24 protein-coding genes and 1 riboswitch are annotated in these 24,621 nt (G+C 70.6%); of the genes, 7 read left to right on the forward strand and 17 right to left on the reverse strand.

The genetic code is table 11. The features are described 5' to 3' along the window. The first annotated feature begins 230 nt into the window (after nt 1-230). Nucleotides 231-647: an ATP-binding protein gene (locus ACH4S7_RS29480; protein ID WP_398524377.1), complete on the forward strand. Its 417-nt coding sequence runs from the start codon at nt 231-233 to the stop codon at nt 645-647. Nucleotides 648-1,160: 513 nt separating this feature from the next. On the opposite strand, the gene ACH4S7_RS29485 is transcribed toward ACH4S7_RS29480, so the two are convergent. The 5 genes from ACH4S7_RS29485 to ACH4S7_RS29505 all read right to left on the reverse strand — a co-directional run bounded on the left by ACH4S7_RS29485 (nt 1,161) and on the right by ACH4S7_RS29505 (nt 4,783). Beyond that, complete coding sequence (locus tag ACH4S7_RS29485; protein WP_398524478.1) at nt 1,161-1,973, reverse strand: ABC transporter permease; 813 nt, start codon at nt 1,971-1,973, stop codon at nt 1,161-1,163. A gap of 131 nt (nt 1,974-2,104) precedes the next feature. Continuing rightward, nucleotides 2,105-2,983 (reverse strand): ABC transporter ATP-binding protein, encoded by an 879-nt coding sequence (locus ACH4S7_RS29490; protein WP_398524378.1) that lies wholly within the window; start codon nt 2,981-2,983, stop codon nt 2,105-2,107. Between the two features lie 134 nt (nt 2,984-3,117). Continuing rightward, on the reverse strand, nt 3,118-3,507 hold the full coding sequence (locus ACH4S7_RS29495; protein WP_398524379.1) for a transcriptional regulator: 390 nt from the start codon (nt 3,505-3,507) through the stop codon (nt 3,118-3,120). Next, nucleotides 3,504-3,995 carry a hypothetical protein gene (locus tag ACH4S7_RS29500; protein ID WP_398524380.1) on the reverse strand — a complete coding sequence of 164 codons (492 nt, stop codon included), beginning with the start codon at nt 3,993-3,995 and terminating at the stop codon, nt 3,504-3,506. Before ACH4S7_RS29500 ends, ACH4S7_RS29495 begins: the two co-directional genes overlap by 4 nt. A gap of 311 nt (nt 3,996-4,306) precedes the next feature. Beyond that, nucleotides 4,307-4,783 carry a C40 family peptidase gene (locus ACH4S7_RS29505; protein WP_398524381.1) on the reverse strand — a complete coding sequence of 159 codons (477 nt, stop codon included), beginning with the start codon at nt 4,781-4,783 and terminating at the stop codon, nt 4,307-4,309. Nucleotides 4,784-4,786: 3 nt separating this feature from the next. Next, nucleotides 4,787-4,944, reverse strand: a riboswitch (cyclic di-AMP (ydaO/yuaA leader). Nucleotides 4,945-5,684: 740 nt separating this feature from the next. On the opposite strand from ACH4S7_RS29505, the gene ACH4S7_RS29510 reads away from it, so the two are divergent. Beyond that, on the forward strand, nt 5,685-5,963 hold the full coding sequence (locus tag ACH4S7_RS29510; RefSeq protein ID WP_398524382.1) for a type II toxin-antitoxin system Phd/YefM family antitoxin: 279 nt from the start codon (nt 5,685-5,687) through the stop codon (nt 5,961-5,963). Nucleotides 5,964-6,136: 173 nt separating this feature from the next. Here ACH4S7_RS29510 and ACH4S7_RS29515 read toward each other — a convergent pair whose 3' ends face one another. Beyond that, nucleotides 6,137-6,844, reverse strand: a complete 708-nt coding sequence (locus tag ACH4S7_RS29515) for a lysophospholipid acyltransferase family protein (RefSeq protein WP_398524383.1) — start codon at nt 6,842-6,844, stop codon at nt 6,137-6,139. A 389-nt stretch (nt 6,845-7,233) separates the two neighbouring features. Next, complete coding sequence (locus ACH4S7_RS29520) at nt 7,234-8,508, reverse strand: serine hydrolase domain-containing protein (protein WP_398524479.1); 1,275 nt, start codon at nt 8,506-8,508, stop codon at nt 7,234-7,236. Nucleotides 8,509-8,795: 287 nt separating this feature from the next. On the opposite strand from ACH4S7_RS29520, the gene ACH4S7_RS29525 reads away from it, so the two are divergent. Further along, on the forward strand, nt 8,796-9,266 hold the full coding sequence (locus ACH4S7_RS29525; RefSeq protein ID WP_398524384.1) for an ATP-binding protein: 471 nt from the start codon (nt 8,796-8,798) through the stop codon (nt 9,264-9,266). A gap of 184 nt (nt 9,267-9,450) precedes the next feature. After that, nucleotides 9,451-9,855 carry an SSI family serine proteinase inhibitor gene (locus ACH4S7_RS29530; protein ID WP_398524385.1) on the forward strand — a complete coding sequence of 135 codons (405 nt, stop codon included), beginning with the start codon at nt 9,451-9,453 and terminating at the stop codon, nt 9,853-9,855. Nucleotides 9,856-9,986: 131 nt separating this feature from the next. Here the strand turns inward: ACH4S7_RS29530 and ACH4S7_RS29535 are convergent, their stop codons facing one another. From ACH4S7_RS29535 to ACH4S7_RS29555, 5 genes are all read right to left on the reverse strand, one after another. Continuing rightward, a complete protein-coding gene (locus ACH4S7_RS29535) occupies nt 9,987-10,145 on the reverse strand; it encodes a hypothetical protein (RefSeq protein WP_398524386.1) in 159 nt (52 codons plus the stop codon). Between the two features lie 63 nt (nt 10,146-10,208). Then, on the reverse strand, nt 10,209-11,162 hold the full coding sequence (locus ACH4S7_RS29540; protein ID WP_398524387.1) for a cytochrome c oxidase assembly protein: 954 nt from the start codon (nt 11,160-11,162) through the stop codon (nt 10,209-10,211). Nucleotides 11,163-11,265: 103 nt separating this feature from the next. Beyond that, complete coding sequence (locus ACH4S7_RS29545) at nt 11,266-12,291, reverse strand: 6-phosphofructokinase (RefSeq protein WP_398524388.1); 1,026 nt, start codon at nt 12,289-12,291, stop codon at nt 11,266-11,268. Nucleotides 12,292-12,441: 150 nt separating this feature from the next. Further along, nucleotides 12,442-13,170, reverse strand: coding sequence for a type 1 glutamine amidotransferase (locus tag ACH4S7_RS29550; protein ID WP_398524389.1), 729 nt, complete (start codon nt 13,168-13,170; stop codon nt 12,442-12,444). Nucleotides 13,171-13,252: 82 nt separating this feature from the next. Then, nucleotides 13,253-14,491 (reverse strand): MurT ligase domain-containing protein, encoded by a 1,239-nt coding sequence (locus tag ACH4S7_RS29555; protein ID WP_398524390.1) that lies wholly within the window; start codon nt 14,489-14,491, stop codon nt 13,253-13,255. 115 nt (nt 14,492-14,606) lie between these two features. On the opposite strand from ACH4S7_RS29555, the gene def reads away from it, so the two are divergent. Further along, nucleotides 14,607-15,152 (forward strand): peptide deformylase, encoded by a 546-nt coding sequence (gene def / locus ACH4S7_RS29560; protein ID WP_398524391.1) that lies wholly within the window; start codon nt 14,607-14,609, stop codon nt 15,150-15,152. A gap of 400 nt (nt 15,153-15,552) precedes the next feature. On the opposite strand, the gene ACH4S7_RS29565 is transcribed toward def, so the two are convergent. After that, complete coding sequence (locus ACH4S7_RS29565) at nt 15,553-16,212, reverse strand: TetR family transcriptional regulator (protein ID WP_398524392.1); 660 nt, start codon at nt 16,210-16,212, stop codon at nt 15,553-15,555. A 172-nt stretch (nt 16,213-16,384) separates the two neighbouring features. Between ACH4S7_RS29565 and ACH4S7_RS29570 the strand changes: the two genes are divergently transcribed. After that, entirely contained in the window at nt 16,385-17,614 is a 1,230-nt protein-coding gene (locus ACH4S7_RS29570) for an acyl-CoA dehydrogenase family protein (protein WP_398524393.1), read from the forward strand. Between the two features lie 55 nt (nt 17,615-17,669). Here the strand turns inward: ACH4S7_RS29570 and ACH4S7_RS29575 are convergent, their stop codons facing one another. From ACH4S7_RS29575 to ACH4S7_RS29585, 3 genes are all read right to left on the reverse strand, one after another. Then, the gene (locus ACH4S7_RS29575; protein WP_398524394.1) at nt 17,670-18,158 is read right to left on the reverse strand and encodes a glutathione peroxidase; all 489 of its coding nucleotides are present in this window, start codon (nt 18,156-18,158) and stop codon (nt 17,670-17,672) included. A gap of 10 nt (nt 18,159-18,168) precedes the next feature. Further along, on the reverse strand, nt 18,169-19,116 hold the full coding sequence (locus ACH4S7_RS29580; RefSeq protein WP_398524395.1) for an acyl-CoA thioesterase: 948 nt from the start codon (nt 19,114-19,116) through the stop codon (nt 18,169-18,171). A 119-nt stretch (nt 19,117-19,235) separates the two neighbouring features. Further along, a complete protein-coding gene (locus tag ACH4S7_RS29585) occupies nt 19,236-21,749 on the reverse strand; it encodes a DEAD/DEAH box helicase (protein WP_398524396.1) in 2,514 nt (837 codons plus the stop codon). A gap of 135 nt (nt 21,750-21,884) precedes the next feature. Between ACH4S7_RS29585 and ACH4S7_RS29590 the strand changes: the two genes are divergently transcribed. Next, entirely contained in the window at nt 21,885-22,676 is a 792-nt protein-coding gene (locus ACH4S7_RS29590; protein ID WP_398524397.1) for a metal-dependent hydrolase, read from the forward strand. 109 nt (nt 22,677-22,785) lie between these two features. Here ACH4S7_RS29590 and ACH4S7_RS29595 read toward each other — a convergent pair whose 3' ends face one another. Beyond that, nucleotides 22,786-24,579, reverse strand: a complete 1,794-nt coding sequence (locus tag ACH4S7_RS29595; RefSeq protein WP_398524398.1) for an ABC transporter ATP-binding protein — start codon at nt 24,577-24,579, stop codon at nt 22,786-22,788. Between the last annotated feature and the right edge of the window lie 42 nt (nt 24,580-24,621).

The raw sequence follows: 24,621 nt of genomic DNA on the forward strand, positions 1-24,621 counted from the left end.
GTTCATCCGCTCGGTTCGACCGTGCTTCACGGGGAGTAAGTGGCCGAATATGTCCTCGCTGAGGAGGGTTCACCACCGGGAACGACAGATATGTGCGCACTTTGGTGGATCACCGCTCTTTGGCGCGGGATGAATGGCAGTCTGGCGCGACAGCGCAAGCCACGGCCGTCCGCGCATCCCTCCGCCACGAGGGGGAGTCCGGCCGTGGTGGGAAAGGGACAGACGTCGCCATGGCAGACCTTCAGGAAGCCTCCATCACCCTGCCGAGCGATCCCGCCTCGGTGTCCGCGGCCCGGGCCTACGCCACCGATGTCGTCTCCGAGTGGGGCCTGTCGGCCGATTCCGACGCCGTCGACACCGTCCGGTTGATCGTCTCGGAGCTGACCACCAACGCCGTTCAGCACACTTTCGGCCAGTCGCCGACCTTCACCGTCGATCTGATCCTGGAGCGGGACGAGAATCTCCGCATCGGGGTGACCGACAGTCACCCCCGCTGGCCCCAACGGCTGCCGGCCGCGGTCCGGCAGGACAACGGGCGGGGCATGGTCATCGTCCGCAGCCTGATGGCCGAATGCGGGGGGCGGTTGTCAGTGATCCCGACCCCGGAGGGCGGTAAGACCGTCTGGATCGCCCTCCCCTGGCCCTAGCCGCTCCGGATCCGGCCGCGGCCGGGCTGAGGCCGCCGGGGGCCCACGGCACCAGGTCCTGTCCGGGCGATCTTCGAGGGTCAGCCCGCGGCGTCAGATGCGTGGGGCCTCCCCAGGCCCGCAAGGGCCGAGGCGTGGGGTCTCCCCAGGCCCGCAGGGGCCGTGGTGTGGGGTCTCCCCAGGTCCGCAAGGGCCTAGGCGTGGGGCCTCCCCAGGCCCCAAGGGCCTAGGGGACGTATCGCAAGGCGGTGAGGGTCCCCTAGGCGAAGCCAGGGGGAGGTCGTCCTCGTACTGGACGTACCCCGATGGCTTCGATGACTCCGGACAACTCAGCGTGGGGGTCCCCCCAGGCCCCGTGGGCCGAGGCGTGGGGCCTCCCCGGGCCTCCCCGGGCCTCCGTGGGTCGAGGCGTGGGGTCTCCCCAGGCACCAAGGGCCGAGGGGACGGCCGTAGCTGTCGTCGCGGGCCCGACAACATCGCCCGGACCGGGCCTAAGCGGCCTCACGAGCCCGCCTACGAGGGCATCGCGCCGCTCTGTGCCGCCTTGCGGTGGCGCGCGGCCAGGCGGGAACCGGACTCGCGGCGGGCGGCGCGGCGCAGCAGGGGGATCGCGAGGAGGAACCCGAGGGCCGCCCATGCGGTCAGTACCAGGGCGACCATGGGCAGCTCCCAGGAGCCGGCCGCTTCGGCGGCCCGTGCGGAGTCCGGCAGCAGCGCCGAGCGCAGGCCCTGGGCCATCCACTTCAGCGGGAAGACCGAGGCCACCTGCTGGACCGGCAGGGGCAGCGAGGTGATCGGGAAGACCGCTCCGGAAGCGACCAGTAGCCCCATCGCGGGCAGCATGATCAACGCCAGCGCCTCGCGCGGGTTGGGCAGGACGGCACCGATGGCCGCGCCCAGCGGTACGACGGCGAGCAGTCCGAGCGTGGTGACCCACAGCAGCGTCACCCAGCCCCCGGGGCCGTGCGGCAGAGGCCCGTCCACCAGCAGCGCCGCCGCCGCCAGGAGCAGGGCCAGAGTGCCGACCGCCAGCACGACCACGAACAGGCATTTGGCGATGAGATAGGCCGGTATCCCACCCGGAGTGGCGCGCAGCCGCAGCAGGGCACCCTCCTCCCGTTCGGTCACGAGTATCTGCGGGAGGTTGATCAGCCCGATCTGGAACACCAGATAGGCGGCGAAGCCCGCGAGCACCAGATGGGCCATCGGGGTCCGGGTGCCGGGTACGGCGTCGCTGATGTAGGCGCCGATCAGCAGCGCGACGACCACATTGGTCAGCGGGCCGGACAACTCCTTGGGGTCGCGCAGGAGATGCCGCAGCTCGATGCCGCCGCGGCGGAGGCCGGCACGCCAGTAGCGACGGCTGGGGCGGCGCGGTTTCCCCGTCGCGCCCGGTGCGTCGTTCCCGTCCGCCGGGCCCGGCGCATGGGCCTCGTCGGCCCTGTCCGTCTCGTTCGTCACCGGTGTTCCCCTCCTGGCGTCCGTGCCGCCGTGTCCGTGCCGTTCGTGCCGTCCGTGGCGTCGTTGGCCTGGTGCACCATGTGCAAATAGGTGTCCTCCAGCGTCGGGCGGCGGACCTCCAGACCGGCGATGGGGCCGTCCGCCTCCTGGTGCAGTTCCCAGACCAGCCGTGAGGGGTCCTCGGTCCGTACGCGGTGGGGCGTCCCGTCGCCGGCTGTCCAGCGGACCTCGGCCTGTGCGGCGGCCCGGCGGGCCAGTTCCGATGGGGTGCCGAAGGCCCGGATCCGGCCGCTGACCAGCATGGCGATCGTGTCGGCGAGCCGCTCGGCCTCCACCAGATCGTGTGTGGTGAGCAGGACGGTGACGCCGTCGTCGCGGGCCAGTCGTTCGATCAGGACATGGAACTCGTGCCGCGCCTCCGGGTCGAATCCGGTGGTCGGCTCGTCCAGGAAGAGGAGTTCGGGACGGCCGACGATGCCGAGCGCGACATCCAGTCGTCGCCGCTGGCCGCCGGAGAGTCGGTCCACCCGCTGGTCGGCCCGGTCGGTGAGGCCGACCAGGGCCAGCAGCTCGACCGGGTCGCGCGGGTCGGGGTAGTACGTCGCGAAGTGCGTCAGCAACTCGGCGACCCGCCAGCGGCGGTGGTCGCGCCAGGACTGTAGGACCAGTCCGATGCGACCGCGCCAGGCGTCGTCGCCCCGCTCCGGATCCGCGCCGAGTACGCGGACCTCGCCGGAGGTGCGCTGCCGGAAGCCCTCCAGGATCTCGACGGTGGTGGTCTTCCCGGCGCCGTTGGGCCCGAGCAGTGCGAAGACCTCGCCGCGGTGGATGTCGAGATCGATGCCTTGGAGGACATCGTTGTCGCCGTACGTCATGGTCACATCGCGTGCCCGGATGACGGGTTGCGCCCTTGTGGCGGCTGGCCTGGGCGAGACGGGTGGGGTGCGGGGAGTGGGGAGGGGAGACGGGATGGGACGGGCGGGTTGTCCGGGCGGGTGCTCGCGCTTCGTCATCGTCCTGCTTCCGCGTGGTCCCGGGGCCGCTGGGCCGCCCCGGGCGTGGCCGTCGGGACACCGTCGGCAGCCGGTCCGGTCGCCGCCCTGGGCCCGGCGCCGTCGACGATCGCCCGGAGCGCCGCCACATGCCCGTCGAAGGCGGTCCGGCCGCGGTCCGTCAGCCGCACCCGCGTGCGCCGCTTACGACCGCCGCCCTCTTTGTGGATCTCCAGGTACGCGGCCTCCTCCAGGGTGTGGAGCTGTTTCGACAGCGCGGAGTCGCTGAGCGAGAGGCTGTCGCGGATGAACGCGAAGTCCGCCCATTCCGTCGCGGAGAGCAGCGCGACCACCGACAGCCGGGTGGCCGGATGGATCAGCTCGTCGAAGCCGGTGGGGGTGCTCATCGGCCCGCCCGTACGCCGTGGCCACGCAGCGAACCGGTCGCCCAGCGGCTCGCCGGCCCGACGTACAGCAGGAACACCGCCGCCGAGACCGTGGCCTGGATCAGACCGGCGAACATCGGCTCCAGCGGCTCGACCAGGTGGCCGGAGAGCAGGGCCGTCCCGCCGGTTACCACTCCGCCCGCGGCGAATGTGGCGAACATCCGCCAGGTGCAGCGGGAGCGGTGCAGCCGCACCCGGCTCCCGCGGTTGTGGTGCACGGCCAGCGCGCCCAGCAGTGCGACGTACCCGGCGACGACCAGCCAGACACCCCACCGGGGCAGGTCCAGGCCCAGACCGGCCAGGAAGAGCCACATGATCGCGGCCGTGGCGTACGCCGCGCCGGGGCCGCCGGACGCGCTCCGCTCGATCTCGTCGTACACCCGCTCCTGCGGCACCCTGATCCGCTGGAGGTCTTTCCATGCCTGTTCGGCATTGACCGGTGTGCTCACGGTCCGCCTTTCCCTGACGATTCACGACGATGGACATGCACGGGAGTTCGAGAGGGGCGGGGTGGCGCATGGCCGTGCGACACGAGCCCACTTTACTTTCCTACTGGGAAAGCTACTCCTGACTTTCCCGCTGGGCAAGTCGGAGGGGGCGGTGACGGGCGCGGGCCGGAGGCGGGGTGACACAGAAGGACTCCCGGCACGGACGGATCCATGCCGGGAGTCCTGTGCGGCCGACCCGGGCATCTGTGCGACACCCGCGGGGGGAGGACACCCGAGGGGTGGATGGGGCCGGCGCGCTCAGTAGGGGATCGTCAGCCCACCCGGCCGTACTTGACGCTCTTGCTCCAGATCTTGTCCAACTTCACCCACGACCCCCTCTTGGGTGAGTGCCAGATCTTGCCCTTACCGGCGTAGATGCCGACGTGGTAGACGCTCCGGCCGGAGTGGAAGAAGACCAGATCGCCGACCTGGCGAGAGCCGGCGGAGATGTGGCGCGTCTTGTTGTACTGCTGCTGCGCGGTGCGTGGGAGCTTCTTCCCGGCCTTCTTGTACGAGTACAGCGTCAGGCCCGAGCAGTCGAAGCGGGACGGTCCCGCGGCTCCGTACCGGTAGGGGGCGCCCTTCTTGGACGCGGCGATCTCCAGTGCCTTGCCGGCGTGCGACGACGCGGCATGGGCCTCGGAGGTGCCGCCTGGCACCAGCAGCGAACCACCGACGGCGGCGAGGGTGAGGGCCGATACGGCCCCCGCCCGGCTCATCAGCGACGGGACGGTGTTCTGCGCACTCATGCGCGACCCTTCGTCAGCCGCCTGTGAAGGATGACCTGTCGGGTTCGGGCGGACGAAGGTGCCCTGCCGCGCGGTGCGGCTTCACCCCGAGGGACTTCCGGGCCTTCCGGCGTGTCCCGTACTGCTTGGGTCCTCCACTCCTGCCGAAGCCCTTCTGTCGACCAGTCGTCCGAAGCGGCGGCAGGACTCGGCGTCCGCCCGGACCGCCCCGCCGAGGTGACGGGGGCTTGTCGTCCCAGGGATCTTGACCCACGACCCGTCAAATATCCGAGCGAAACGGCGATATGTGAGTTTTCACACCCTTCGTCTGTTCGGGTGGACAGTGGCTCCGCCCGGTCCGCCGCGCGACGGGCGACCATGCCCGCACCAGGGGCGGACGTCGGTGGGTGGAACGACCCGCCGGCGCACCACGCAACTTGACCGTAACTGCGGGCCGGGTGATGCGTACATCAAATGGGGTATCCGCCCTGGTACCCGAATGGCGGTTGACACCCCGGTCCGGCGCCCTCCCGCCCGACGACCGGGTGGTGCGGGGGAGTCGGGCGGTGGTTCCTCCGGTGGGCGCGTCGGGGATCGGCCGCGCGTCGGCTTCTCGAACACGCAGGGGCGGTGGGCGGGGGCGCGGCGGCCGATGGGACCGTTTTCGCCTGGCCCCGACCGGGTGGGCGTGCCGACCGGAAGACGATTGGAAGGCGGTTGGGAGGCGGTTGGGAGGTGTACGGGTCTGAGGAATCCTTGTGGACATGTGGTCAAGGAGACGGGGGAGGTTGGGGCGGCCCCCCGTCGTGGACGCTTCTCGCCATGACTGCGTATCGGTTCTGGCCAGAGCGCCTCTGACCTGGGGTTTAGCTATTTTGTGCGAATCATGTGGACGCCGTTCCCGCCGATTAAGCTGGGGACCATGGCCTACGAGATTCCGGTGACGCAAGCCCGTGCAGAGCTCGCTGATCTGATCAACCGCGTGGTGTACGGCGGGGAGCGGGTCGTCGTGACCCGGCATGGGAAACCGCTCGTGGCACTCGTGTCCGCCGCCGACCTGACGCGGCTCGAACAAGACCCGGAGATTGCCGAGGAACGGGTGATCGGATCGGTCCCCTCGCTGGGGACGCTGCCCACCGCCGCCGAACGAGGCCACTTCGGGCTCACCCCGGACCACCGGCACCCCGACCCGCCCGGCTGAGCCGGCCCGCGTACGGTTCGTTCAGCCTTCCGCTCGTCCCGCGACCGACGTCAACACCCCGCCCCGAGCGCCACCATGGGCACGGCCGGGCTGACCGCAGGGCCGCATGGTGCCCGGCCCTCTGCCGCTCGACCGGGGAACCCCTGACTGTGGCAACCCTGGCTGGGGCCCCGTCATGACTTCTTCCGGCCGGCCTTCTTCGCCTGCTCCAGCTCGGACTTGACCTCGGCCGCGTACCGGTCCACGTACTCCTGGCCGGAGAGCCCGAGGATCGCGTAGACGATCTCGTCGGTGACCGCGCGGATGACCGCCTTCTCGTTCTCCATGCCCTCGTAGCGGGAGAACTCCAGCGGCTCGCCGAACCGCACGGTGACCTGCTTGATCTTCGGCAGCTTCTGTCCGGGCGGCTGGATCTCGAAGGTCCCCACCATCGCGCACGGAATCACCGGGACGCCGGCCCGGAGCGCCATCACCGCGACTCCGACCTTGCCCTTGTAGAGCCGGCCGTCGTGGGAACGGGTGCCCTCCGGGTAGATGCCCAGCAGCTCACCCTTGCTCAGCACCCCGAGTCCCTCCCGGATCGCCGCCTGACCGGCCTCCTTGCCGGACCGGTCCACCGGGATCTGCCCCACGCTGTGGAAGAAGGCGGCGGTCAGCCGGCCCTTGAGTCCTGGCCCGGTGAAGTACTCCGCCTTCGCGAGGAAGGTGATGCGTCGTTTGAGGATGGCCGGCATCAGGAAGTGGTCCGAGAACGACAGATGGTTGCCGGCGACGATGGCCGCGCCGTCCTCGGGGATGTGCTCCAGTCCTTCGATCCGGGGCCGGAACAGCAGCCGCAGCAGCGGCCCCAGGAGGACGTACTTGAGCACGTAGTAGAACACGAGGAACTCCCAGCTCGGTCGGATTGGTTCTGGGGATACGTCATCCCAGCTCGCAGCGTGTTCTGAGGGTGCGCGGCGCGGTCGCGGGTCCCGTCCCCCGCGGCCAGGTCCGATCGTACTCATGACGGGCGGGTGCCACTGGTCGGACGGCTTTTCGGCGGTGTTCCGGAGCGCGGCGGCGGGGCGCGCTCCGGCAGGGGGAGATTGTTCGTCGGGCGGATGGTGGAACCGCCCGACGCCGCACGGCGGGTGTCTGCGGGCTCACGAGGGCGTGGGTCACCGGGATCCAAGCGAGCGGCCCTGGTCCCGGACCACCTCCGTGAGGAGGCCGGCGCCACCGGCGAGCGGGGGTGCGGCACTCCGTACGCGCTGTCGGAGAATCGCCTGTCTCAGGGGCTCTTGGACGGACGGGCCGGCTGCACCGGCAGATTGAACACGTGGTCCGGGGTCACGATGCGGGTGATGGCCTGACCGAAGAGAGTGCTGGGCTCCGCCTCGTCGTGCAGGACGTCCGTATTGAGAAGCACGACCATCGTCGCCTGCGACTCGGGGAGGTAGACGGTCAGCGTCTCGTATCCGGGCAGCGAGCCGTTGTGGCCGATCCAGCCCTGGACATTGAAGATGCCGAGGCCGTACCCCGCGCCCGGAATGGTGGTCGGACCGGTCTTGAGGCGCTCGGCCTGGGTTTCGGGGGTCAGCAGGGTGCCGGTGGCGACGGTCCTGGCCCAACTGCGGAGATCCTCCAGATCGGAGATCATCGCCCCGGCCGCCCAGCCCCAGGAGGGGTTCCAGTCCGTGGAGTCCGCCATCTTCCCGTCGGCGGTCTGCTCCGTGTAGCCGTGGGCGTGTGGGCTGGGGAACTCTGCGCCGGTCGGGAAGACCGTACGGTTCAGTCCGGCCGGCTCCAGCACATGGCGCTCGATGTACTCGTTCAGCGGCAGACCGCCGGCCTGCTCCACGACCAGTCCCAGCAGGATGAGATTGGTGTTGCTGTACTCGAACTCCGCACCGGGCTGGAACTGTATGGGGTGGCGGAAGGAGTAGCTCAGCAACTCCTGTGGTGTGAAGGGGCGTTCGGGGTCCGAGGTGAGGGCCTTGAAGAAGTCCTCGTCCATGGAGTAGTTGAAGAGTCCGCTGCGCATACCCGCCAGATCGCGCAGGGTGATCCGGCTTCCGTTGGGGACTCCGTTGATGTAACGCGAGATCGGATCGTCCAGCCCCACCTTCCCCTGGTCGACCAGTTCGAGCAGGGCGGTCACGGTGAAGGTCTTGGTCTCGCTGCCGATCCGCATGTTCAGATCGGGCTTCATGGGCGCGCCGGTGGACTTGTCGGCGACGCCGAAGGCGCGTACGTAGCTGCCCTTGCCGGGCGCCCAGAGTCCGACGATCACACCGGGCACCGAGGCTTCCCGCATGACCTGCTGGATCGCGGAGTCCAGCCGGCCGGCGACGGCGGGGCCCAGCTCGGGGAAGCCGCCTTCCGAGGGCGAGGGCGAGGAAGGGGAGGACGGGGATGTGGGGGAGGGGGAGACGGCGGAGGGGGAAGCCGATGACGTGGACGGGGGTGGCTCCGGTGACGGGGCGCCGTGTGCGACCCCCGGGGACACCGGTGCGACCAGCGCCCCGATCGCCACTAGACCCACGCACGCCTTGCGCCAACGCATCTGCGAGTACCTCACGGCAGCCTCCTGCCCGACGAGGACGACACTCCCGACCAGGCTAGGCCCGCCCCGGCGCCCCCGCGCGACGAGCGTTCCGCCACCGCCGCCCACCGCCCGTAGTCCCCCGGCCGCACGGTCGGGGATGCCCCTGCCCGCCCGGCGATCTGTTGCGGAGACGCGCAGCCGACGTCACCCTGGGCAGTGACCCAAAAGTGTTGAACGGTCACTCTTCGTACTCGGGGTCCGCGGTCGAAGAGCTGGCCCGGCCGCGGAAACGAGGAGCAACGGTCATGCACGTTCAGGCCGCCTGCCGGTACATCGTGGAAGTGCAGGCATCCACAGATCGGATCCCCCGGGTCCGCCGCATTCTCACCGCGTACCTGCGGTACTGGAAACTCGAATCGCATGTCGGCCCCGTCTGCCGGGCGATTGACGAACTGATCGGCAATGTCGTCCGGCACGTCCCCGACGACAAGAGCTGTGTGGTCGAGCTGCGCTGGACCGGACGCCATCTGATCGCGTCCGTGGCGGACAACGACCACCAGATGCCGAGGCTGACCACGTCCTGCCCGGCGCGCGGCGGGCTCGCCACCGTCGCCGCGCTCAGCGACAGCTGGGGCACCTGTGCCACGGCCACGGGCAAGGTCATCTGGTTCAGCCGCCGGGTCTCCCGCGCCGAACGCGTCCGGGGCGCCGCCCCCGCCCCGACGCCACCCACCCATGCGCTCCGCCCGCTGCCCGCCGTCGTGGAAGTCGGTTGACCTGACCGGGGACGGCCGAGTCGCTCTCCGCGAACGCTGCCGTACGGGCGATTTCCGTCGCCCGTACGCGCGACCCCGACCGCGCGGCCCCTTGCCCGGGGCCGCCGCCGCGGGGTGCTCTTGGCTCCCCGCCGGTTCCCCCGGCCCGGCCGTGCGCCGGTCCCGATCCCCAGGAGCACCCCGGATGCACCTCAGTCACCGCGCCCGGCGCGGACTCGTCATCGCCGTAGCCACGCTCTTCGCTCTCGCCCTGGCCGGTCCCGCCCAGGGCGCGCGGGACGAGCCCGCCGAAGGGCTCCGGCTGACCGTCTCCGGGAACGAGAACGGCTGGACACGAGGGGTGCAGTTGCTGTGCGACCCCGAACCGGCCGGTACGCACCCCGAGGCAGCGGCCGCGTGTGCCGCGCTCACCAAGGCGCGTGGCGACTTCGACAAGCTGCCCGCCGAGTCCCGCGCCTGCAACAAGAGGTATGACCCGGTGACGGTCGCGGCCACCGGCACCTGGGGCGACCGCCCGACGGAGTGGACCAGGACCTACGGCAACGCCTGCGAACTCGGCGCGGCGACCGGAGCCGTGTTCCGCTTCTGAGCACGTCCCGTCCCCGCCGCTGAACCCGACCGGTCCCGGTCGGGGGCCGCCTGGAGCCCCCGGCCGGGACTGCGGCGTGTGCAGGGGGCCGGACGGGGCCCGGGGGCCCGCGGGTGCCGGTGCGGACCCGCTCAGCCGCTGCGCGAGGCGATCACCCCGATCGTCACCATCCCGAGCACTACCCAGCCGAACCAGAGCCAGCCGTTGCTCCCGAGTGCCGCCGTGTAGGCGGTCACGACCACCAGGGCCGAGACCGTGAGCACTCCCATCACCTTCGTGGATCCGGACATGCGCCCTCCTCGGGCGGCCCTCGGCCGCCGAAGGTCATCGTCACCCGGAGGGGCGGTTCTCCGCTACCGGCCGCGCGCGTGCAGCGCCGCCAGATACTCGTTGTAGGCCACCAGCTCCTTGTCACCGTCCCGGTCGGCGGCCCGGTCCGTGCGCCGGGCCTGCCGCTCCTCGGAGCGGTACCACTGGAAGACCAGCGCGAGCAGCACGATCACCGACGGGATCTCACTGAACGCCCAGGCGATCCCGCCCGCCGCGTGCTGATCGGCCAGCGCGTCGATGCCGAGTGAGGCCGGGGGGTTCTCGTACGCCTTGATCATCGGCTCGCTGGCCATCATCAGCGCGATCCCGAAGAAGGCGTGGAACGGCATCCCCGCGAACAGTTCCAGCATCCGCATCACATAGCCGGGCCGGTGCGGGCCGGGGTCCACGCCCATGATCGGCCAGAAGAACACCAGACCCACCGCGAGGAAGTGCACCATCATCGCGATGTGTCCGGGCTTGGAGCCCATCAGCGTGTCGAAGAGCGGGGTGAAGTAAAGGGCGTACAGGCTCGCGATGAAGAGCGGAATGGTGAAGGCGGGATGGGTCACGATCCGCATATAGCGGCTGTGCAGCAGCGCGAGCAGCAGCTCGCGCGGCCCCTTGCGGTTGTTCCGGCCCGCGACCGGCAGCGCGCGCAGGGCCAGCGTCACCGGCGCGCCCAGCAGCAGCAAGATGGGGGAGACCATGCTGATGATCATGTGCTGCACCATGTGCACGCTGAACATGACCATGCCGTAGTCATTGAGCTTGGTGCACATCACCAACAGCACGGTCAGCACACCGACCGTGAAGAAGACCGTGCGGCCGACCGGCCACGCGTCGCCGCGCCGGCGCAGCCGCAGCACCCCGTACGCGTACAGGGCCAGTGCCAGCAGCGAGCCGATCAGGAAGAACGGGTCCGGTGATAGCTCCAACCCCCGCCCCAGCGTGAACGGCGGCAGATCCATCGTCATGCCGTGCCCGCTGTGATCCATGCCGGCTCCTGATTCGTACGGGAATGTGCGTTTGCCGGGCACCAGCGTAGAACTGCCCCCGGTCGCGGACGCGACCGGGGGCAGTTCCATCGGAGTGGGTGACTCAGAGCACGCACTCGGCCTCGGCGTAACGCTCGGCCGGGACGGTCTTCAGCGTCTCCACGGCCTCGGCCAGCGGCACCATCACGATGTCGGTGCCCCGGAGCGCGGTGAGCATCCCGAACTCGGCCCGGTGCGCCGCCTCCACCGCGTGCCAGCCGAACCGGGTCGCCAGCACCCGGTCGTACGCGGTCGGTGTGCCACCGCGCTGGACATGGCCGAGAATCACCGGACGCGCCTCCTTGTTCAGGCGCTGCTCCAGTTCGATCGAGAGCTGCCGGGCGACGCCCGCGAAACGCTGGTGGCCGTAGATGTCCTTGCCGCCCTCGTCCCAGTGCATCGAGCCCTCGCGCGGCTTCGCGCCCTCGGCGACCACGACGATCGCGAACCGCTTGCCCGCCTCGAAGCGCATACCGACCCGCGCGGTCAGCTCCTCGATGTCGAAGGGCCGCTCGGGCACGACGATGGCGTGCGCGCCCGCCGCCATGCCGGAGTGCAGCGCGATCCAGCCGGTGTGCCGTCCCATGACCTCCACGATCAGCACCCGCTGATGCGATTCGGCGGTCGTCTTCAGCCGGTCGAGCGCCTCGGTGGCGACTCCCACGGCGGTGTCGAACCCGAAGGTCACATCGGTCGACGCGATGTCGTTGTCGATGGTCTTCGGCACGCCGACGATCGGCAGTCCGCCCTCGGAGAGCAGATGGGCCGCCTTGAGCGTGCCCTCGCCGCCGATCGGGATGATCGCGTCCAGGCCCAGGTCCGCGACGTGGCCCTTGGCCCGCTCGACGCCATCACGCAGATGTTCCGGGCGGACCCGGGAGGAGCCGAGGATGGTGCCGCCACGGGCCAGGATGCCGCCCACCGCGTCCAGGTCGAGCTTGCGGTAATCGCACTCCAGAAGGCCCTTCCAGCCGTCGTGGAAGCCGATGACCTCATCGCCGTGGTCGACGACCGCGCGGTGCACGACGGAGCGGATGACGGCGTTCAGACCGGGGCAGTCGCCGCCGGAGGTGAGCACACCAATGCGCATTGCCCGAGATACCTTTGCAACGTGGGCCGACTCCCGGACCACGTCGTCCGGTTGGATCTATCCCCGTCACCCTACCGGCGCCGGGTGGCGGGAATCGAATGGGGCGTCCGCCTGGTGGGACGCCCCATACGGCTGCCGCGGCCCGTCGACTCAGGCCGGCTGGGTGGCGGCGGCGATCCGCTCGTTGCGCAGGGCCTCGTACCAACGGTCGTCCGTTGGCGGCAGGGCGTTCACATCGAGGGCCAGCTTGAGCAGCAGATCCGCGATCTGCGGGTTCCTGGCCATCACCGGACCGTGCATATAGGTGCCGAAGACGGTGTCGTTGTACGCGCCCTCGGTGCCGTCGCCGGTGCCGTTGCCCCGGCCGATGACCGTCCGCGCGAACGGGCGGGCCGTGGGGCCGAGGTGGGTGACGCCCTGGTGGTTCTCGAAGCCCGTCAGCTGCGGCAGACCGAACCGGGGGTCGATATCGGCCAGTACGTCACCGACGCACCGCTCGCCCTCGCCCCGGGTGGAGACCACGTCGATCAGCCCGAGCCCCGGCTCCCGCTCGCCCAGGTCGTTGATGAACTCATGGCCGAGGATCTGGTACCCGGCACAGACCGAGAAGATGATCGCGCCGTTCTCGGAGGCCCGGGAGAGACCGCCGTCGCGGCGCAGCCGCTCGGCCGCCAGCCGCTGCGGACGGTCCTCACCGCCGCCGATCAGATAGATATCGCCCGAGGTCGGGATCTGCTGGTCGCTGCGTACGTCGATCCGCAGCACATCGAGTCCGCGCTGCCGGGCCCGGCGCTCCACGACGAGGGCGTTGCCCTGGTCACCGTAGGTGCTGAGCAGGTCGGGGTAGACCCAGACCAATCGCAGGCTGCTGTCGCTCATGCTCGTACGTCCTTCAGTCTCTGCTCGAAGTCTCTGTTGCCGCGTCGGACGGCCCCCCGGCCGGGGGGACCACCCGGCGGGGTCAGTTGCCGACGCGACGGCGCACGTCCTGGAAGGCGGTGTAATTGGCGATCAGCTCGATGCGTCCCGGCGGGCACCCGTGCACCGCGTCGTCCACCGTGTCGCAGACCCGGAAGTCCAGCCCCGCGACCTCCAGCCGGACGGCCAGGTCGAGACGGCGGTCACCGATCACGAAGATCGGGTGACCGGCCAGCCGGGTGTAGTCGACGTCCCAGAGCCAGGAGGTGTCCGTGCCGTCCGCGCCCCGGGCGTTCACGGCCAGGATCACCGGCGTCGGCGGCGGGTCGATCAGCGAGAACGTCTCCAGCCAGCCGGCCGGGTTCTTCGCCAGCAGCAGCCGCAGCTCGCGTTCGAGGAAGCTGACCACGTCGTAGCGGCCGGCGACGGCCTGGACGGAGTACATCCGCTCCAGCGCGACCTGTGGCGGCACGCCGAAGCAGGCCGCCACGGCGGCCGAGGTCGCCGCGTTCGCCTTGTTGGCGCGGCCGGGGAGCTGGAGGTGGATCGGCCAGGCCGAACCGTGCGGGTCCAGTACGTAGTCGCCGCTGAGCACCCAGCTCGGGGCGGGGCGGCGGAAACCGCACTCACCACAGAACCAGTCGTCGCCGGGGCGCTGCATCACACCACCGCAGGACGGGCAGGACCAGGCGTCGTCCTTCCACTCCTGGCCGGCCGCGACCCACACCACGTTCGGCGAGGAGGAGGCGGCCCACACGATCAGCGGATCGTCGGCGTTGGCGATGATGATGGCCTTCGAACCGGCCAGCCCCTCACGCCACTTCTCCGCCAGCATCCGGGTCTCGGCGGCGCGGTCGAGCTGGTCGCGCGAGAGGTTGAGCAGTGCGATGGCCTTGGGGGTCACATCGCGGGCCACACCGGCGAGATACTTCTCATCGACCTCGATCACACCGAACTTGGCGTCCGAACCGCCGGCCAGCGCCGAAGTGATACCGGCGGGCATATTGGCGCCGAGCGCGTTGGAGACGACCGGGCCCGCGGCGCGCAGGGCCTCCGCGATCAGCCGGGTCGTCGTGGTCTTGCCGTTCGTCGCCGACACGAGGACGACGTCCAGGTGCTGCGCCAGCCGTCCCAGCAGATCCGGGTCGAGCTTGAGCGCGACCCGGCCGCCGATCACCGAACCGCTGCCGCGTCCGGCCGCGCGCGAGACCGCGGCAGCGGCTCTGCCCGCCGTCACGGCGAGCTTGGCACGCGGCGTCAGTGGCTCCGAGTTGCCTGACATCGTCCTTGATCCTCCTTGCATCGGTCCGGCCAAGCCTATCCAGGTCCGAGCCGCGGCCCTTACCTCGGCACCACCGCGGACCGGGACGGTGCCGGCTGAACGTACGCTTGCCTCCATGCGAAAACGGCCGATCCCCGGCAGTTCCGGACTCGTGAGGCCGATGAGCCTCCTCGGGGATCCGGTGCTGCACGCGCCCTGTGAGAGTGTCACCGACTTCGGTCCCGCGCTCGACAGACTCATCGAGGACATGTTCGCGACGATGTACGCGGCGCCGGGGGTGGGCCTCGCGGCGAATCAGGTCGGGGTCGGTCTCAGGGTATTCGTCTACGACTGCCCGGACGACGACGAGGAGCGTCATCTCGGACATGTCGTCAATCCGCGTCTCGTGGAGGCGGACGGGGTGGTGGTGCGGGGGCCGGAGGGCTGTCTCTCGCTGCCGGGCCTCGAAGCGGGTACGGAGCGGTTCGACCGGGCCGTGGTGGAGGGGGTGACCTCGGACGGGGCGCCGGTGCGGGTGACGGGGACGGGGTTCTTCGCGCGCTGCCTCCAGCATGAGTGCGATCACCTGGACGGGCTGGTCTATCCGGACCGGGTGCAGGGGTGGCGGCGCTCCCGCGTCCTCCGCGCGGCGCGGCGGGCCCCCTGGGCGGGGCGGGGGTGAGCCCCCGCCCGTGCGGCCTCCTTGGGTAGGAGGGTGCGTCCTCAATCGCCGGACGGGCTGGACTTGAGCTCTCCTGGGCTGCCGCTGGGAGCCCCGGACGGGCAGGCCCCCCTTGGCGGAGGCCCGCGCCCGTGCGGCTCCTTGGGCGCCAGGGTCCGTCCTCAATCGCCGGACGGGCTGAGTTTCAGCGCCCCCGGACGGTTGAGCTTCAGTGCCCGCGGACGGGTTGGACTTGAGTGCCCCCGGACGGGTTGGGCTTCAGCGCCCCTGGACGGGCTGGGCTTCAGTGCCCGCGGACGGGCTGGGCTTGGGCTTTCCCGGCGCACGGGGCAGTGGCGGGAAAGATCAGCCTCGCCGGCGATTGAGGCGCGGGGTCCGGGGCAGGCCCCGGACGGGAGGGTCAGAAGCGGGGGCCCTCCGTTTTGTCGGGGATCTCGGCGAGGCGGCCCCACAGCAGGTCCGCCAGGCTCCGTACCAGCTCGGCCCGCGAGCACGGCCGCTCCCCGAGCCACCAGTCGCCCGCCGCGTGCATCATGCCGACGATCCCGTGGCCCCAGACCCGGGCCAGCCGTTCGCCGTCCGGCCCCAGCTCGCCCCGTTCGTAGATCACCGTCGCGAGTTCCTCGCCCAGCCGCCGCAGCAGTGGTGCGGAGTGGCGGCCCACGTCGAAGCCCGCCTCCGAGCCGGTCTCGGGCTGGTGGGCGTCGTCCGCCGGGTGCATGAGGAAGCGGTAGACCTGCGGCCGTGCCTCGATGGCCGCCAGATAGGTGTCGAGGGTCGCCTCCACCCGCTCGCGCCGTTCGGCCGGTGCGTCGAGCGCCGCCCGTAGCGAGGTCAGCAGCGCGTCCGTGTGGCGCTTGGCGAGGGCCCGGTAGAGGCCGCCCTTGTCGCCGAAGTGCCGGTAGAGGATGGGTTTGGTGATGCCCGCCTCCGCCGCGATGGCGTTCATGGACGCCCGCGGGCCCTGACGGAGCACCACCCGGTCCGCCGCTTCGAGTAGCTCGCGGCGGCGCCGTGCGGCCGACCGAGCCTGCTCGGATGGCTGCTGTCTGGTCTCCATGTGCGCTTCTCTCCCCGCCCCTGCGATGTGCCTGACGCCTGCGCGAACCAACACCCGGTCCGTCCGGTGCTTGGTGATCGACGATAGCCGGTTGACAGCGTCTACTTACCGGTAACAGACTGCGGTTACCGCAAGTAACACTGGTGGCGGTCACCGTAGTTCTGGAGGGGACATGACCGAGTTCACGTTTGAACTCAACGATGACCAGAAGCAGGTACGCGACTGGCTGCACGGCTTCGCCTCGGAGGTGATGCGTCCGGCCGCCGCCGAGTGGGACGAGCGCGAGGAGACCCCCTGGCCGGTCATCCAGGAAGCGGCCAAGGTGGGAATCTACTCGCTCGACTTCTACGCCCAACAGTTCTTCGATCCCACCGGCCTCGGCATACCCATGACGATGGAGGAACTGTTCTGGGGCGACGCCGGCATCGGACTCTCCATCGTCGGCACCGGACTCGCGGCCGTCGGCGTCCTCGCCAACGGCACCGAGGAACAGATCGGCACCTGGATCCCGCAGATGTACGGTGACGCCGACGACGTCAAGGTCGCCGCCTTCTGCTCGTCCGAACCGGACGCAGGCTCCGACGTCGGCGCCATGCGCACCCGCGCCGTACACGACGGGGCCACCGGCGAATGGGTGCTCAACGGCACCAAGACCTGGGCCACCAACGGCGGCATCGCCGATGTCCATGTCGTCGTCGCCGTGGTCGACCCCGAGATCGGCAGCAAGGGCCACGCGTCCTTCATCATTCCGCCGAACACCCCCGGCCTGAGCCAGGGGCAGAAGTTCAAGAAGCACGGCATCCGCGCCTCGCACACCGCGGAGGTCGTCCTCGACGGCGTGCGCGTCCCCGGTCACTGCCTCCTCGGCGGCAAGGAGAAACTGGACGAACGGCTCGCCCGCGCCCGTGAACGCGTTCGGGCCGGAGCGTCGGAGCGGGTGAAGAACGCCGCCATGGCCACCTTCGAGGCGTCCCGCCCCGCCGTCGGCGCGATGGCGGTGGGCACCGCCCGTGCCGCGTACGAGGTCGCCCTCGACTACGCCAAGACACGGACCCAGTTCGGCCGCCCGATCATCGACAACCAGGGCATCGCCTTCCAGCTCGCCGACATGCGCACCCGGATCGACGCCGCCCGGCTGCTGGTGTGGCGGGCGTCCTGGATGGCCTCGGCCGGAAAGCCGTTCACCGCGGCCGAGGGATCGATGTCCAAGCTGTACGCGAGCGAGGTGGCCAAGGAGGTCACCGCGCAGGCCGTGCAGATCCTGGGCGGAAACGGCTTCACCCGGGAGTATCCGGTCGAGCGGATGCACCGGGACGCGGCTATCTACACGATCTTCGAAGGCACCAGCGAGATCCAGCGACTGGTCATCGCCCGGACCCTCTCGGGGATGCCGATCCGCTGACACCGGCCGGCCGCCGCACGCGGGGGCGGGCCCGTCCACCGGGCCCGCCCGCCCGTCACGGCAGCAGCGCCTCGATCGCCGACACCAGCTCGGGCGACTCCGGCTCCGTGCCCGGGCGCAGCCGTGCCACGACCTCGCCGCGGCCATCGATCAGGAACTTCTCGAAGTTCCACTGGATGTCGCCGGCCTCGCCGGCCGCGTCCGCCACCCGGGTCAGCTCCCCGTACAGCGGATGCCGGCCGACGCCGTTCACCTCGGTCTTCTCCAGCAGCGGGAAGGTCACCCCGTACGTCGCCGAGCAGAAGGTGCCGATCTCGTCGGCGGTCCCCGGCTCCTGGCCCGCGAACTGGTTGCACGGGACGCCGACGACGGTGAAGCCCCGCTCCGCGTACCGCTGCTGCAACCGCTCCAGACCCGCGTACTGCGGGGTCAGCCCGCACTGGGACGCCACATTCACCACCAGGACCGCCCGGCCCCGGTAGTCGGCGAGGGAGGCCGGCTCACCGGCGAGGGTGCGCAGCGGGATCTCGTACAGCGTCGTCATCACATTCTCCTCAGGTCGTCGGACGGGTCGTGGCGGGGCCGTTCAGCGGGCGGAACAGGCCCTCCTGGACCACCGACACCAGCAACGCGCCCGAGCGGTCGTAGATCCGCCCGCGCGCCAACCCCCGGCCCCCCGTGGAGATCGGCGACTCCTGGTCGTACAGGAACCACTCGTCCGCCCGGAACGGCCGGTGGAACCACATCGCGTGGTCCAGCGACGCCATGTCGAAGCCCCGCTCGCCCCAGAGCGGCTCCACCGGAATACGTACCGCGTCCAGCAGCGTCATGTCACTGGCGTAGGTCAGCGCACATGTGTGCACGAGTGGATCGTCGCCCAGCGGACCCACCGCCCGCATCCACACCGCGCTGCGCGGATCGGACTCCTTCTCCTTGATCTCCTCCGCCGTCCAGCGCAGCCGGTCGACATAGCGGATGTCGAAGGGCTGGCGCCGCGCCATCCGCTCCAGCGCCTCGGGGAGCGCCCCCAGGTGCTCCCGGATCTCCTCGGCCACCGTGGGCAGCGTCTCGGGGTCCGGGAAGTCCAGCCGGGGCGGCAGTTGGTGCTCGATGCCGCCGTCCTCCGGCCGGTGGAAGGAGGCCGTCAGATTGAAGATCGTGCGCCCCTGCTGGATCGCGGTGACCCGGCGGGTGGTGAACGACCGGCCGTCCCTGACCCGCTCGACCTGGTAGACGATCGGCACACCGGGGCGGCCCGGCCGCAGGAAGTACGCGTGCAGGGAGTGCACCGGGCGCTCCCCGTCCGTGGTGCGCCCGGCCGCGACCAGGGCCTGCCCCGCCACCTGGCCGCCGAAGACCCGTTGCAGGGACTCGTTGGGGCTGCGGCCGCGGAAGATGTCGACCTCGATCCGCTCCAGGTCGAGGAGATCCACCAGGCGCTCGGCCGGGTTGGTCCGGTTCGGCTGGTCAGGCCGGGGCGTCTGGTCCGACTGGTCCGCCATCGGGTGTCTCCTGTCCTCGACTGCTCGACTGCTCGACTGCTGGGCTGATCCGTTGGGTCGCTGATCGGCTGGGCCGCTGGATTCCCGGGGCGGGCGGATTGTTCCGTCCGGGCGGCGCTTCAGAGCCGGCCGACGGAGGTGACCCGGACGATCGCCCGGCCCTCGTCGTCGGACGCGGCCAGATCGACCTCCGCGCTGATGCCCCAGTCATGGTCGTCGGCCGGGTCGGCGAAGATCTGCCGCACCCGCCACAGGCCGTGCGGCTCGTCCTCCTCGATCAGCAGCAGCTTGGGCCCCCGGGCGTCCGGACCGGTGCCCAGCTCATCGTGGTCGTCCCAGTACGCGTCCATGGCCTCGCCCCACGCGTCCTCGTCCCAGCCGGACTCCGCGTCCAGCTCGCCCAGCTCGCGCACCTTGTCGAGCGCGGCCAGCTCCACCCGGCGGAACATCGCGTTCCGTACGAGCACACGGAACGCCCGCGCGTTGGCCGTGACCGGCTTGACCTGGTCGGCCCGCTCCTGGGCCTCCTCGGCGGTCTCCACCTCCGGATTGGCGAGCTGCTCCCACTCGTCCAGCAGACTGGAGTCCACCTGACGCACCATCTCGCCGAGCCAGGCGATCAGGTCCTCCAGGTCCTCGGACTTCAGATCGTCCGGGATGGTGTGCTCCAGCGCCTTGTACGCGCCGGCCAGATAGCGCAGCACGATGCCCTCGGTGCGCGCCAGCTCGTAGAACGAGGTGAACTCCGTGAACGACAGCGCCCGTTCGTACATGTCACGGACGACCGACTTCGGCGAGACGGGATGGTCGCCGACCCAGGGATGGCTGGTGCGGTAGACGTCGTACGCGTGCCAGAGGACCTCCTCCATCGGCTTCGGGTACGTCACCTCCTGGAGCCGCTCCATCCGCTCCTCGTACTCGACCCCGTCCGCCTTCATCAGCGCCACCGCCTCGCCGCGCGCCTTGTTCTGCTGGGCGGCGAGGATCTGACGCGGATCGTCGAGCGTGGACTCCACGACCGAGACCATGTCCAGCGCGTACGAGGGGGACTCGGGGTCCAGCAGCTCGAAGGAGGCCAGCGCGAACGTCGACAGCGGCTGGTTGAGCGCGAAGTCCTGCTGGAGGTCGACGGTGAGCCGGACGATCCGGCCCTGGGCGTCCGGTTCCGGCAGTCGCTCCACCACACCGCCGGCGAGCAGCGAACGGTAGATCGCGATGGCGCGGCGGATATGGCGGAGCTGGTTGCGGCGCGGCTCGTGGTTGTCCTCCAGCAGATGGCGCATCGCGTCGAAGGCGTTGCCCGGCCGCGCGATCACCGACAGCAGCATCGTGTGCGTGACCCTGAACCGGGAGGTCAACGGCTCGGGATCGGACTCGATCAGCTTGTCGAAGGTCGTGTCCGACCAGGCGACGAAGCCCTCCGGCGCCTTCTTCCGCACGACCTTGCGGCGCTTCTTCGGGTCATCGCCCGCCTTGGTGAGCGCCTTCTCGTTCTCGATGACGTGCTCGGGCGCCTGGGCGGCGACCAGACCCGCCGTATCGAATCCGGCCCGCCCGGCGCGGCCCGCGATCTGGTGGAACTCGCGTGCCCGCAGGGTGCGCACCCGGGTGCCGTCGTACTTGGTGAGCGCGGTGAACAGCACCGTACGGATCGGGACGTTGACCCCGACGCCGAGGGTGTCCGTACCGCAGATGACCTTCAGCAGGCCCGCCTGCGCGAGCTTCTCGACCAGCCGCCGGTACTTGGGCAACATCCCCGCGTGGTGGACGCCGATGCCGTGCCGGACATAGCGGGAGAGATTGCGGCCGAACTTGGTGGTGAACCGGAAACTGCCGATCATCTCGGCGATCCGGTCCTTCTCCTCGCGCGAGCACATATTGATGCTCATCAGCGACTGGGCCCGCTCCACGGCGGCGGCCTGGGTGAAGTGGACGATGTAGACCGGTGCCTGCCGGGTCTCCAGCAGCTCGGTCAGCGTCTCGGTGATCGGGGTGCGCCGGTATTCGTACGACAGGGGCACCGGGCGGGTCGCGGAGCGGACCACGGCGGTCGGGCGGCCGGTGCGGCGGGTCAGGTCCTTCTCGAACCGGGAGACGTCACCCAGGGTCGCCGACATCAGGATGAACTGTGCCTGGGGCAGCTCCAGCAGCGGAATCTGCCAGGCCCAGCCACGGTCCGGCTCCGCGTAGAAGTGGAACTCGTCCATCACGACCTGGCCGACGTCGGCGTTCCTGCCGTCCCGCAGTGCGATGGAGGCCAGCACCTCGGCGGTGCAGCAGATGACCGGCGCGTCCGCGTTGACGGACGCGTCACCCGTCAACATGCCGACGTTCTCCGTGCCGAACAGCTTGCACAGGTCGAAGAACTTCTCCGAGACCAGCGCCTTGATCGGCGCGGTGTAGAAAGTGACCTGGTCCTTGGCCAGCGCGGTGAAGTGCGCACCCGCCGCGATCAGGCTCTTTCCCGAGCCGGTGGGGGTGGAGACGATCACGTTGGCGCCGGAGACCACCTCGATCAGCGCCTCCTCCTGCGCCGGATAGAGCGAGATACCACTCCCCTCGGCCCAGGAGGAGAAAGCCTCGAAGAGGGCATCGGGGTCGGCATCCGGCGGCAACTGATCGATAAGCGTCACGCCCCCATCTTGCCTGTCTTCCGGCCGGATGAGGGAACCGGACCACACGGGAAAGATCACGAACGATACGCTGATATGTCAACTGGGCTTCCGTGCCGCGCTGTCGCGGCCCGGCCAACGGGGTGGGGAAAGTACATGATGGGACCGGCGCACTCGCTTTCCGGGGCGGCGGCCTGGCTGGGGGTGGGTGCGGCGACCACTGCCGCGGGCCATCCGATGCCCTGGCCGGTTCTTGTCGTCGGCGCGCTGATCTGCGCGGGGGCCGCGCTCGCGCCCGATCTGGACCACAAGGCGGCGACGATCTCCCGGGCCTTCGGGCCGGTCTCCCGGATCCTCTGCGAGATCGTCGACAAGATGTCCTTCGCCGTCTACCAGGCCACCCGGAAGCCGGGCGACAAGCGCAGGACCGGGGGCCACCGCACCCTCACCCACACCTGGCTGTGGGCGGTCATGATCGGCGGGGGAGCGTCGGCGCTGGCGGTCACCGGTGGCCGCTGGGCGGTCCTCGCGATCCTCTTCGTCCATCTGGTGCTAGCGGTCGAGGGCCTGCTGTGGCGGGCGGCGCGGGTCTCCAGCGATGTGCTGGTGTGGCTGCTGGGCGCCACCAGCGCCTGGATCCTGGCGGGCGTCCTGGACCAGCCGGGCAACGGCGCGGACTGGCTCTTCACCGCGCCGGGCCAGGAGTACCTCTGGCTGGGGCTGCCGATCGTGCTGGGCGCGCTGGTGCACGACATCGGGGACGCGCTGACCATCTCGGGCTGTCCGATCCTGTGGCCGATCCCAATCGGCCGGAAGCGCTGGTATCCGATCGGCCCGCCGAAGGCGATGCGCTTCCGGGCCGGGAGCTGGGTGGAGCTGAAGGTGCTGATGCCGGTGTTCATGCTGCTGGGCGGGGTGGGCGGGGCGGCGGCGCTCAATGTGATCTGACGGTGTACGGGCCCCCCGGCCGGGGGAGCCCGTACACACGGGACCGGGGGCGGGTGTCGGCCGACACCCGCCCCCGGTCGTCCTGTCACCGGGCGGCGCCCGGTCGCGATCAGCCGTGCCAGGACCGCCACAGCGCCGCGTACGCCCCGTCAGCGGCGACCAGCTCGTCATGGCTGCCCAGTTCGCTGATCCGGCCCTCCTCCACCACCGCGATCACATCCGCGTCATGGGCGGTGTGCAGGCGGTGGGCGATGGCCACCACCGTCCGGCCCTCCAGTACGCGGGCGAGCGAGCGTTCCAGATCGCGCGCCGCGCGGGGGTCGAGAAGTGAGGTCGCCTCGTCCAGGACCAGGGTGTGCGGGTCCGCCAGGACCAGCCGGGCCAGGGCGATCTGCTGGGCCTGCGCCGGGGTCAGCGGCTGGCCGGTCTCGCCGGAGCCGACCTCGGTGCCCAGTCCGTCGTCCATCGACCGGGCCCAGCCGTCGGCGTCCACCGCGCCGAGCGCGGCCCACAGCTCCGCGTCCGTCGCGCCGGTCCGGGCCAGCAGCAGATTGTCGCGGAGCGAACCCACGAACACATGGTGCTCCTGGTTGACCAGTGCGACATGCTCCCGCACCCGCTCGGCGGTCATCCGGGACAGCTCGGTGCCCCCCAGCGCGACCCGCCCCTCGCGCGGGGCGTAGATGCCAGCGAGCAGCCGGCCCAGTGTCGACTTACCGGCGCCGGACGGGCCGACCAGCGCGATCCGGGTGCCCGGCGCGACCGCCAGGGACACCTGGTGGAGGACGTCCACACCGTCGTGGTACCCGAACCGGACCCGGTCCGCGTCGATGTCCCGCCCCTCTGGCCGTACCGAATCGTCGCCCGCCTCCGGCTCGATCTCGCGGACGCCGACCAACCGGCCCAGCGACACCTGGGCCACCTGGAGCTCGTCGTACCAGCGCAGAATGATGCCCACCGGTTCGACCAGCATCTGCGCCAGCAGGGCGCCGGTCGTCAGCTGGCCGACGTCCAGCCAGCCCTGGAGGACGAACGAGCCACCGATCAGCAGCACCGAGGCGAGCACGGTGATGTGCGTCAGGTTGATCGCGGGGAACAGCACCGAGCGCAGGTACAGCGTGTACCGCTCCCAGGCCGTCCACTCCTTGATCCGCTGGTCGGAGAGGGCGGTACGGCGGGCGCCGAGGCGGTGGGAGTCCACCGTCCGTCCCGCGTACACGGTCTCGGCGAGCGCGGCGGCGACCGCCGCGTACCCCGCCGCCTCGGAGCGGTAGGCGTCGGGCGCCCGCCGGAAGTACCAGCGGCAGGCGATCAGCAGGACCGGCGCCGCGAGCAGTACCGCCAGCGCCAGCGGGGGCGCGGTCACGGCGAGGCCGCCGAGCAGCAGCGCCGCCCACACCACACCGATGGCGAGCTGTGGCACGGCCTCGCGCATGGCGTTGGCCAGCCGGTCGATATCGGTGGTGATCCGGGAGAGCAGATCGCCGGTCCCGGCCCGCTCCAGCACGCCCGGGGGCAGCCGCACCGACCGTACGAGGAAGTCCTCCCGCAGATCGGCGAGCATCTCCTCGCCGAGCATCGCGCCGCGCAACTGCACCATCCGTACGAACACGGCCTGGACGAGGAGGGCGACCGCGAACACCGCGACCGTGCGCTCCAGGTGGAGTTCGCGGGAGCCGGCCGTCAGCCGGTCCACCACGGAGCCCAGCAGATAGGGGCCCACCATGGACACGATCACGGCGATCGTGTTCACGGTGATCAGCACCGCGAAGGCGCGCCGGTGGCGGCGCAACATATCGCGCACATAGGTGCGTACGGTCGCGGCGCTGCCGACCGGCAGGGTCGTCACCGACTCGGACGCCGCCGGGTCGAACGTCGGCGGTGTCACCCGGAACGTGTCCACTACTGGCCCGTCTTTCCTGTCTCTCGTCGCTTTCGTCGCTTT

It is taken from the genome of Streptomyces sp. NPDC020965 (assembly GCF_044333555.1).
Lineage (GTDB): Bacteria > Actinomycetota > Actinomycetes > Streptomycetales > Streptomycetaceae > Streptomyces.

Excerpts from the sequence above, each read along its gene's own strand:
- ACH4S7_RS29495 (WP_398524379.1), bottom strand. The coding sequence starts at position 3,507 with ATGAGCACCCCCACCGGCTTCGACGAGCTGATCCATCCGGCCACCCGG.
- ACH4S7_RS29525 (WP_398524384.1), top strand. The coding sequence starts at position 8,796 with ATGCACGTTCAGGCCGCCTGCCGGTACATCGTGGAAGTGCAGGCATCC.
- ACH4S7_RS29550 (WP_398524389.1), bottom strand. The coding sequence starts at position 13,170 with ATGAGCGACAGCAGCCTGCGATTGGTCTGGGTCTACCCCGACCTGCTC.
- ACH4S7_RS29570 (WP_398524393.1), top strand. The coding sequence starts at position 16,385 with ATGACCGAGTTCACGTTTGAACTCAACGATGACCAGAAGCAGGTACGC.
- ACH4S7_RS29510 (WP_398524382.1), top strand. The coding sequence starts at position 5,685 with ATGGCCTACGAGATTCCGGTGACGCAAGCCCGTGCAGAGCTCGCTGAT.
- ACH4S7_RS29520 (WP_398524479.1), bottom strand. The coding sequence starts at position 8,508 with ATGCGTTGGCGCAAGGCGTGCGTGGGTCTAGTGGCGATCGGGGCGCTG.
- ACH4S7_RS29565 (WP_398524392.1), bottom strand. The coding sequence starts at position 16,212 with ATGGAGACCAGACAGCAGCCATCCGAGCAGGCTCGGTCGGCCGCACGG.
- ACH4S7_RS29580 (WP_398524395.1), bottom strand. The coding sequence starts at position 19,116 with ATGGCGGACCAGTCGGACCAGACGCCCCGGCCTGACCAGCCGAACCGG.
- def (WP_398524391.1), top strand. The coding sequence starts at position 14,607 with ATGCGAAAACGGCCGATCCCCGGCAGTTCCGGACTCGTGAGGCCGATG.
- ACH4S7_RS29575 (WP_398524394.1), bottom strand. The coding sequence starts at position 18,158 with ATGACGACGCTGTACGAGATCCCGCTGCGCACCCTCGCCGGTGAGCCG.
- ACH4S7_RS29545 (WP_398524388.1), bottom strand. The coding sequence starts at position 12,291 with ATGCGCATTGGTGTGCTCACCTCCGGCGGCGACTGCCCCGGTCTGAAC.
- ACH4S7_RS29490 (WP_398524378.1), bottom strand. The coding sequence starts at position 2,983 with ATGACGTACGGCGACAACGATGTCCTCCAAGGCATCGATCTCGACATC.
- ACH4S7_RS29535 (WP_398524386.1), bottom strand. The coding sequence starts at position 10,145 with ATGTCCGGATCCACGAAGGTGATGGGAGTGCTCACGGTCTCGGCCCTG.
- ACH4S7_RS29505 (WP_398524381.1), bottom strand. The coding sequence starts at position 4,783 with ATGAGTGCGCAGAACACCGTCCCGTCGCTGATGAGCCGGGCGGGGGCC.
- ACH4S7_RS29540 (WP_398524387.1), bottom strand. The coding sequence starts at position 11,162 with ATGGATCACAGCGGGCACGGCATGACGATGGATCTGCCGCCGTTCACG.
- ACH4S7_RS29480 (WP_398524377.1), top strand. The coding sequence starts at position 231 with ATGGCAGACCTTCAGGAAGCCTCCATCACCCTGCCGAGCGATCCCGCC.
- ACH4S7_RS29555 (WP_398524390.1), bottom strand. The coding sequence starts at position 14,491 with ATGTCAGGCAACTCGGAGCCACTGACGCCGCGTGCCAAGCTCGCCGTG.
- ACH4S7_RS29590 (WP_398524397.1), top strand. The coding sequence starts at position 21,885 with ATGATGGGACCGGCGCACTCGCTTTCCGGGGCGGCGGCCTGGCTGGGG.
- ACH4S7_RS29530 (WP_398524385.1), top strand. The coding sequence starts at position 9,451 with ATGCACCTCAGTCACCGCGCCCGGCGCGGACTCGTCATCGCCGTAGCC.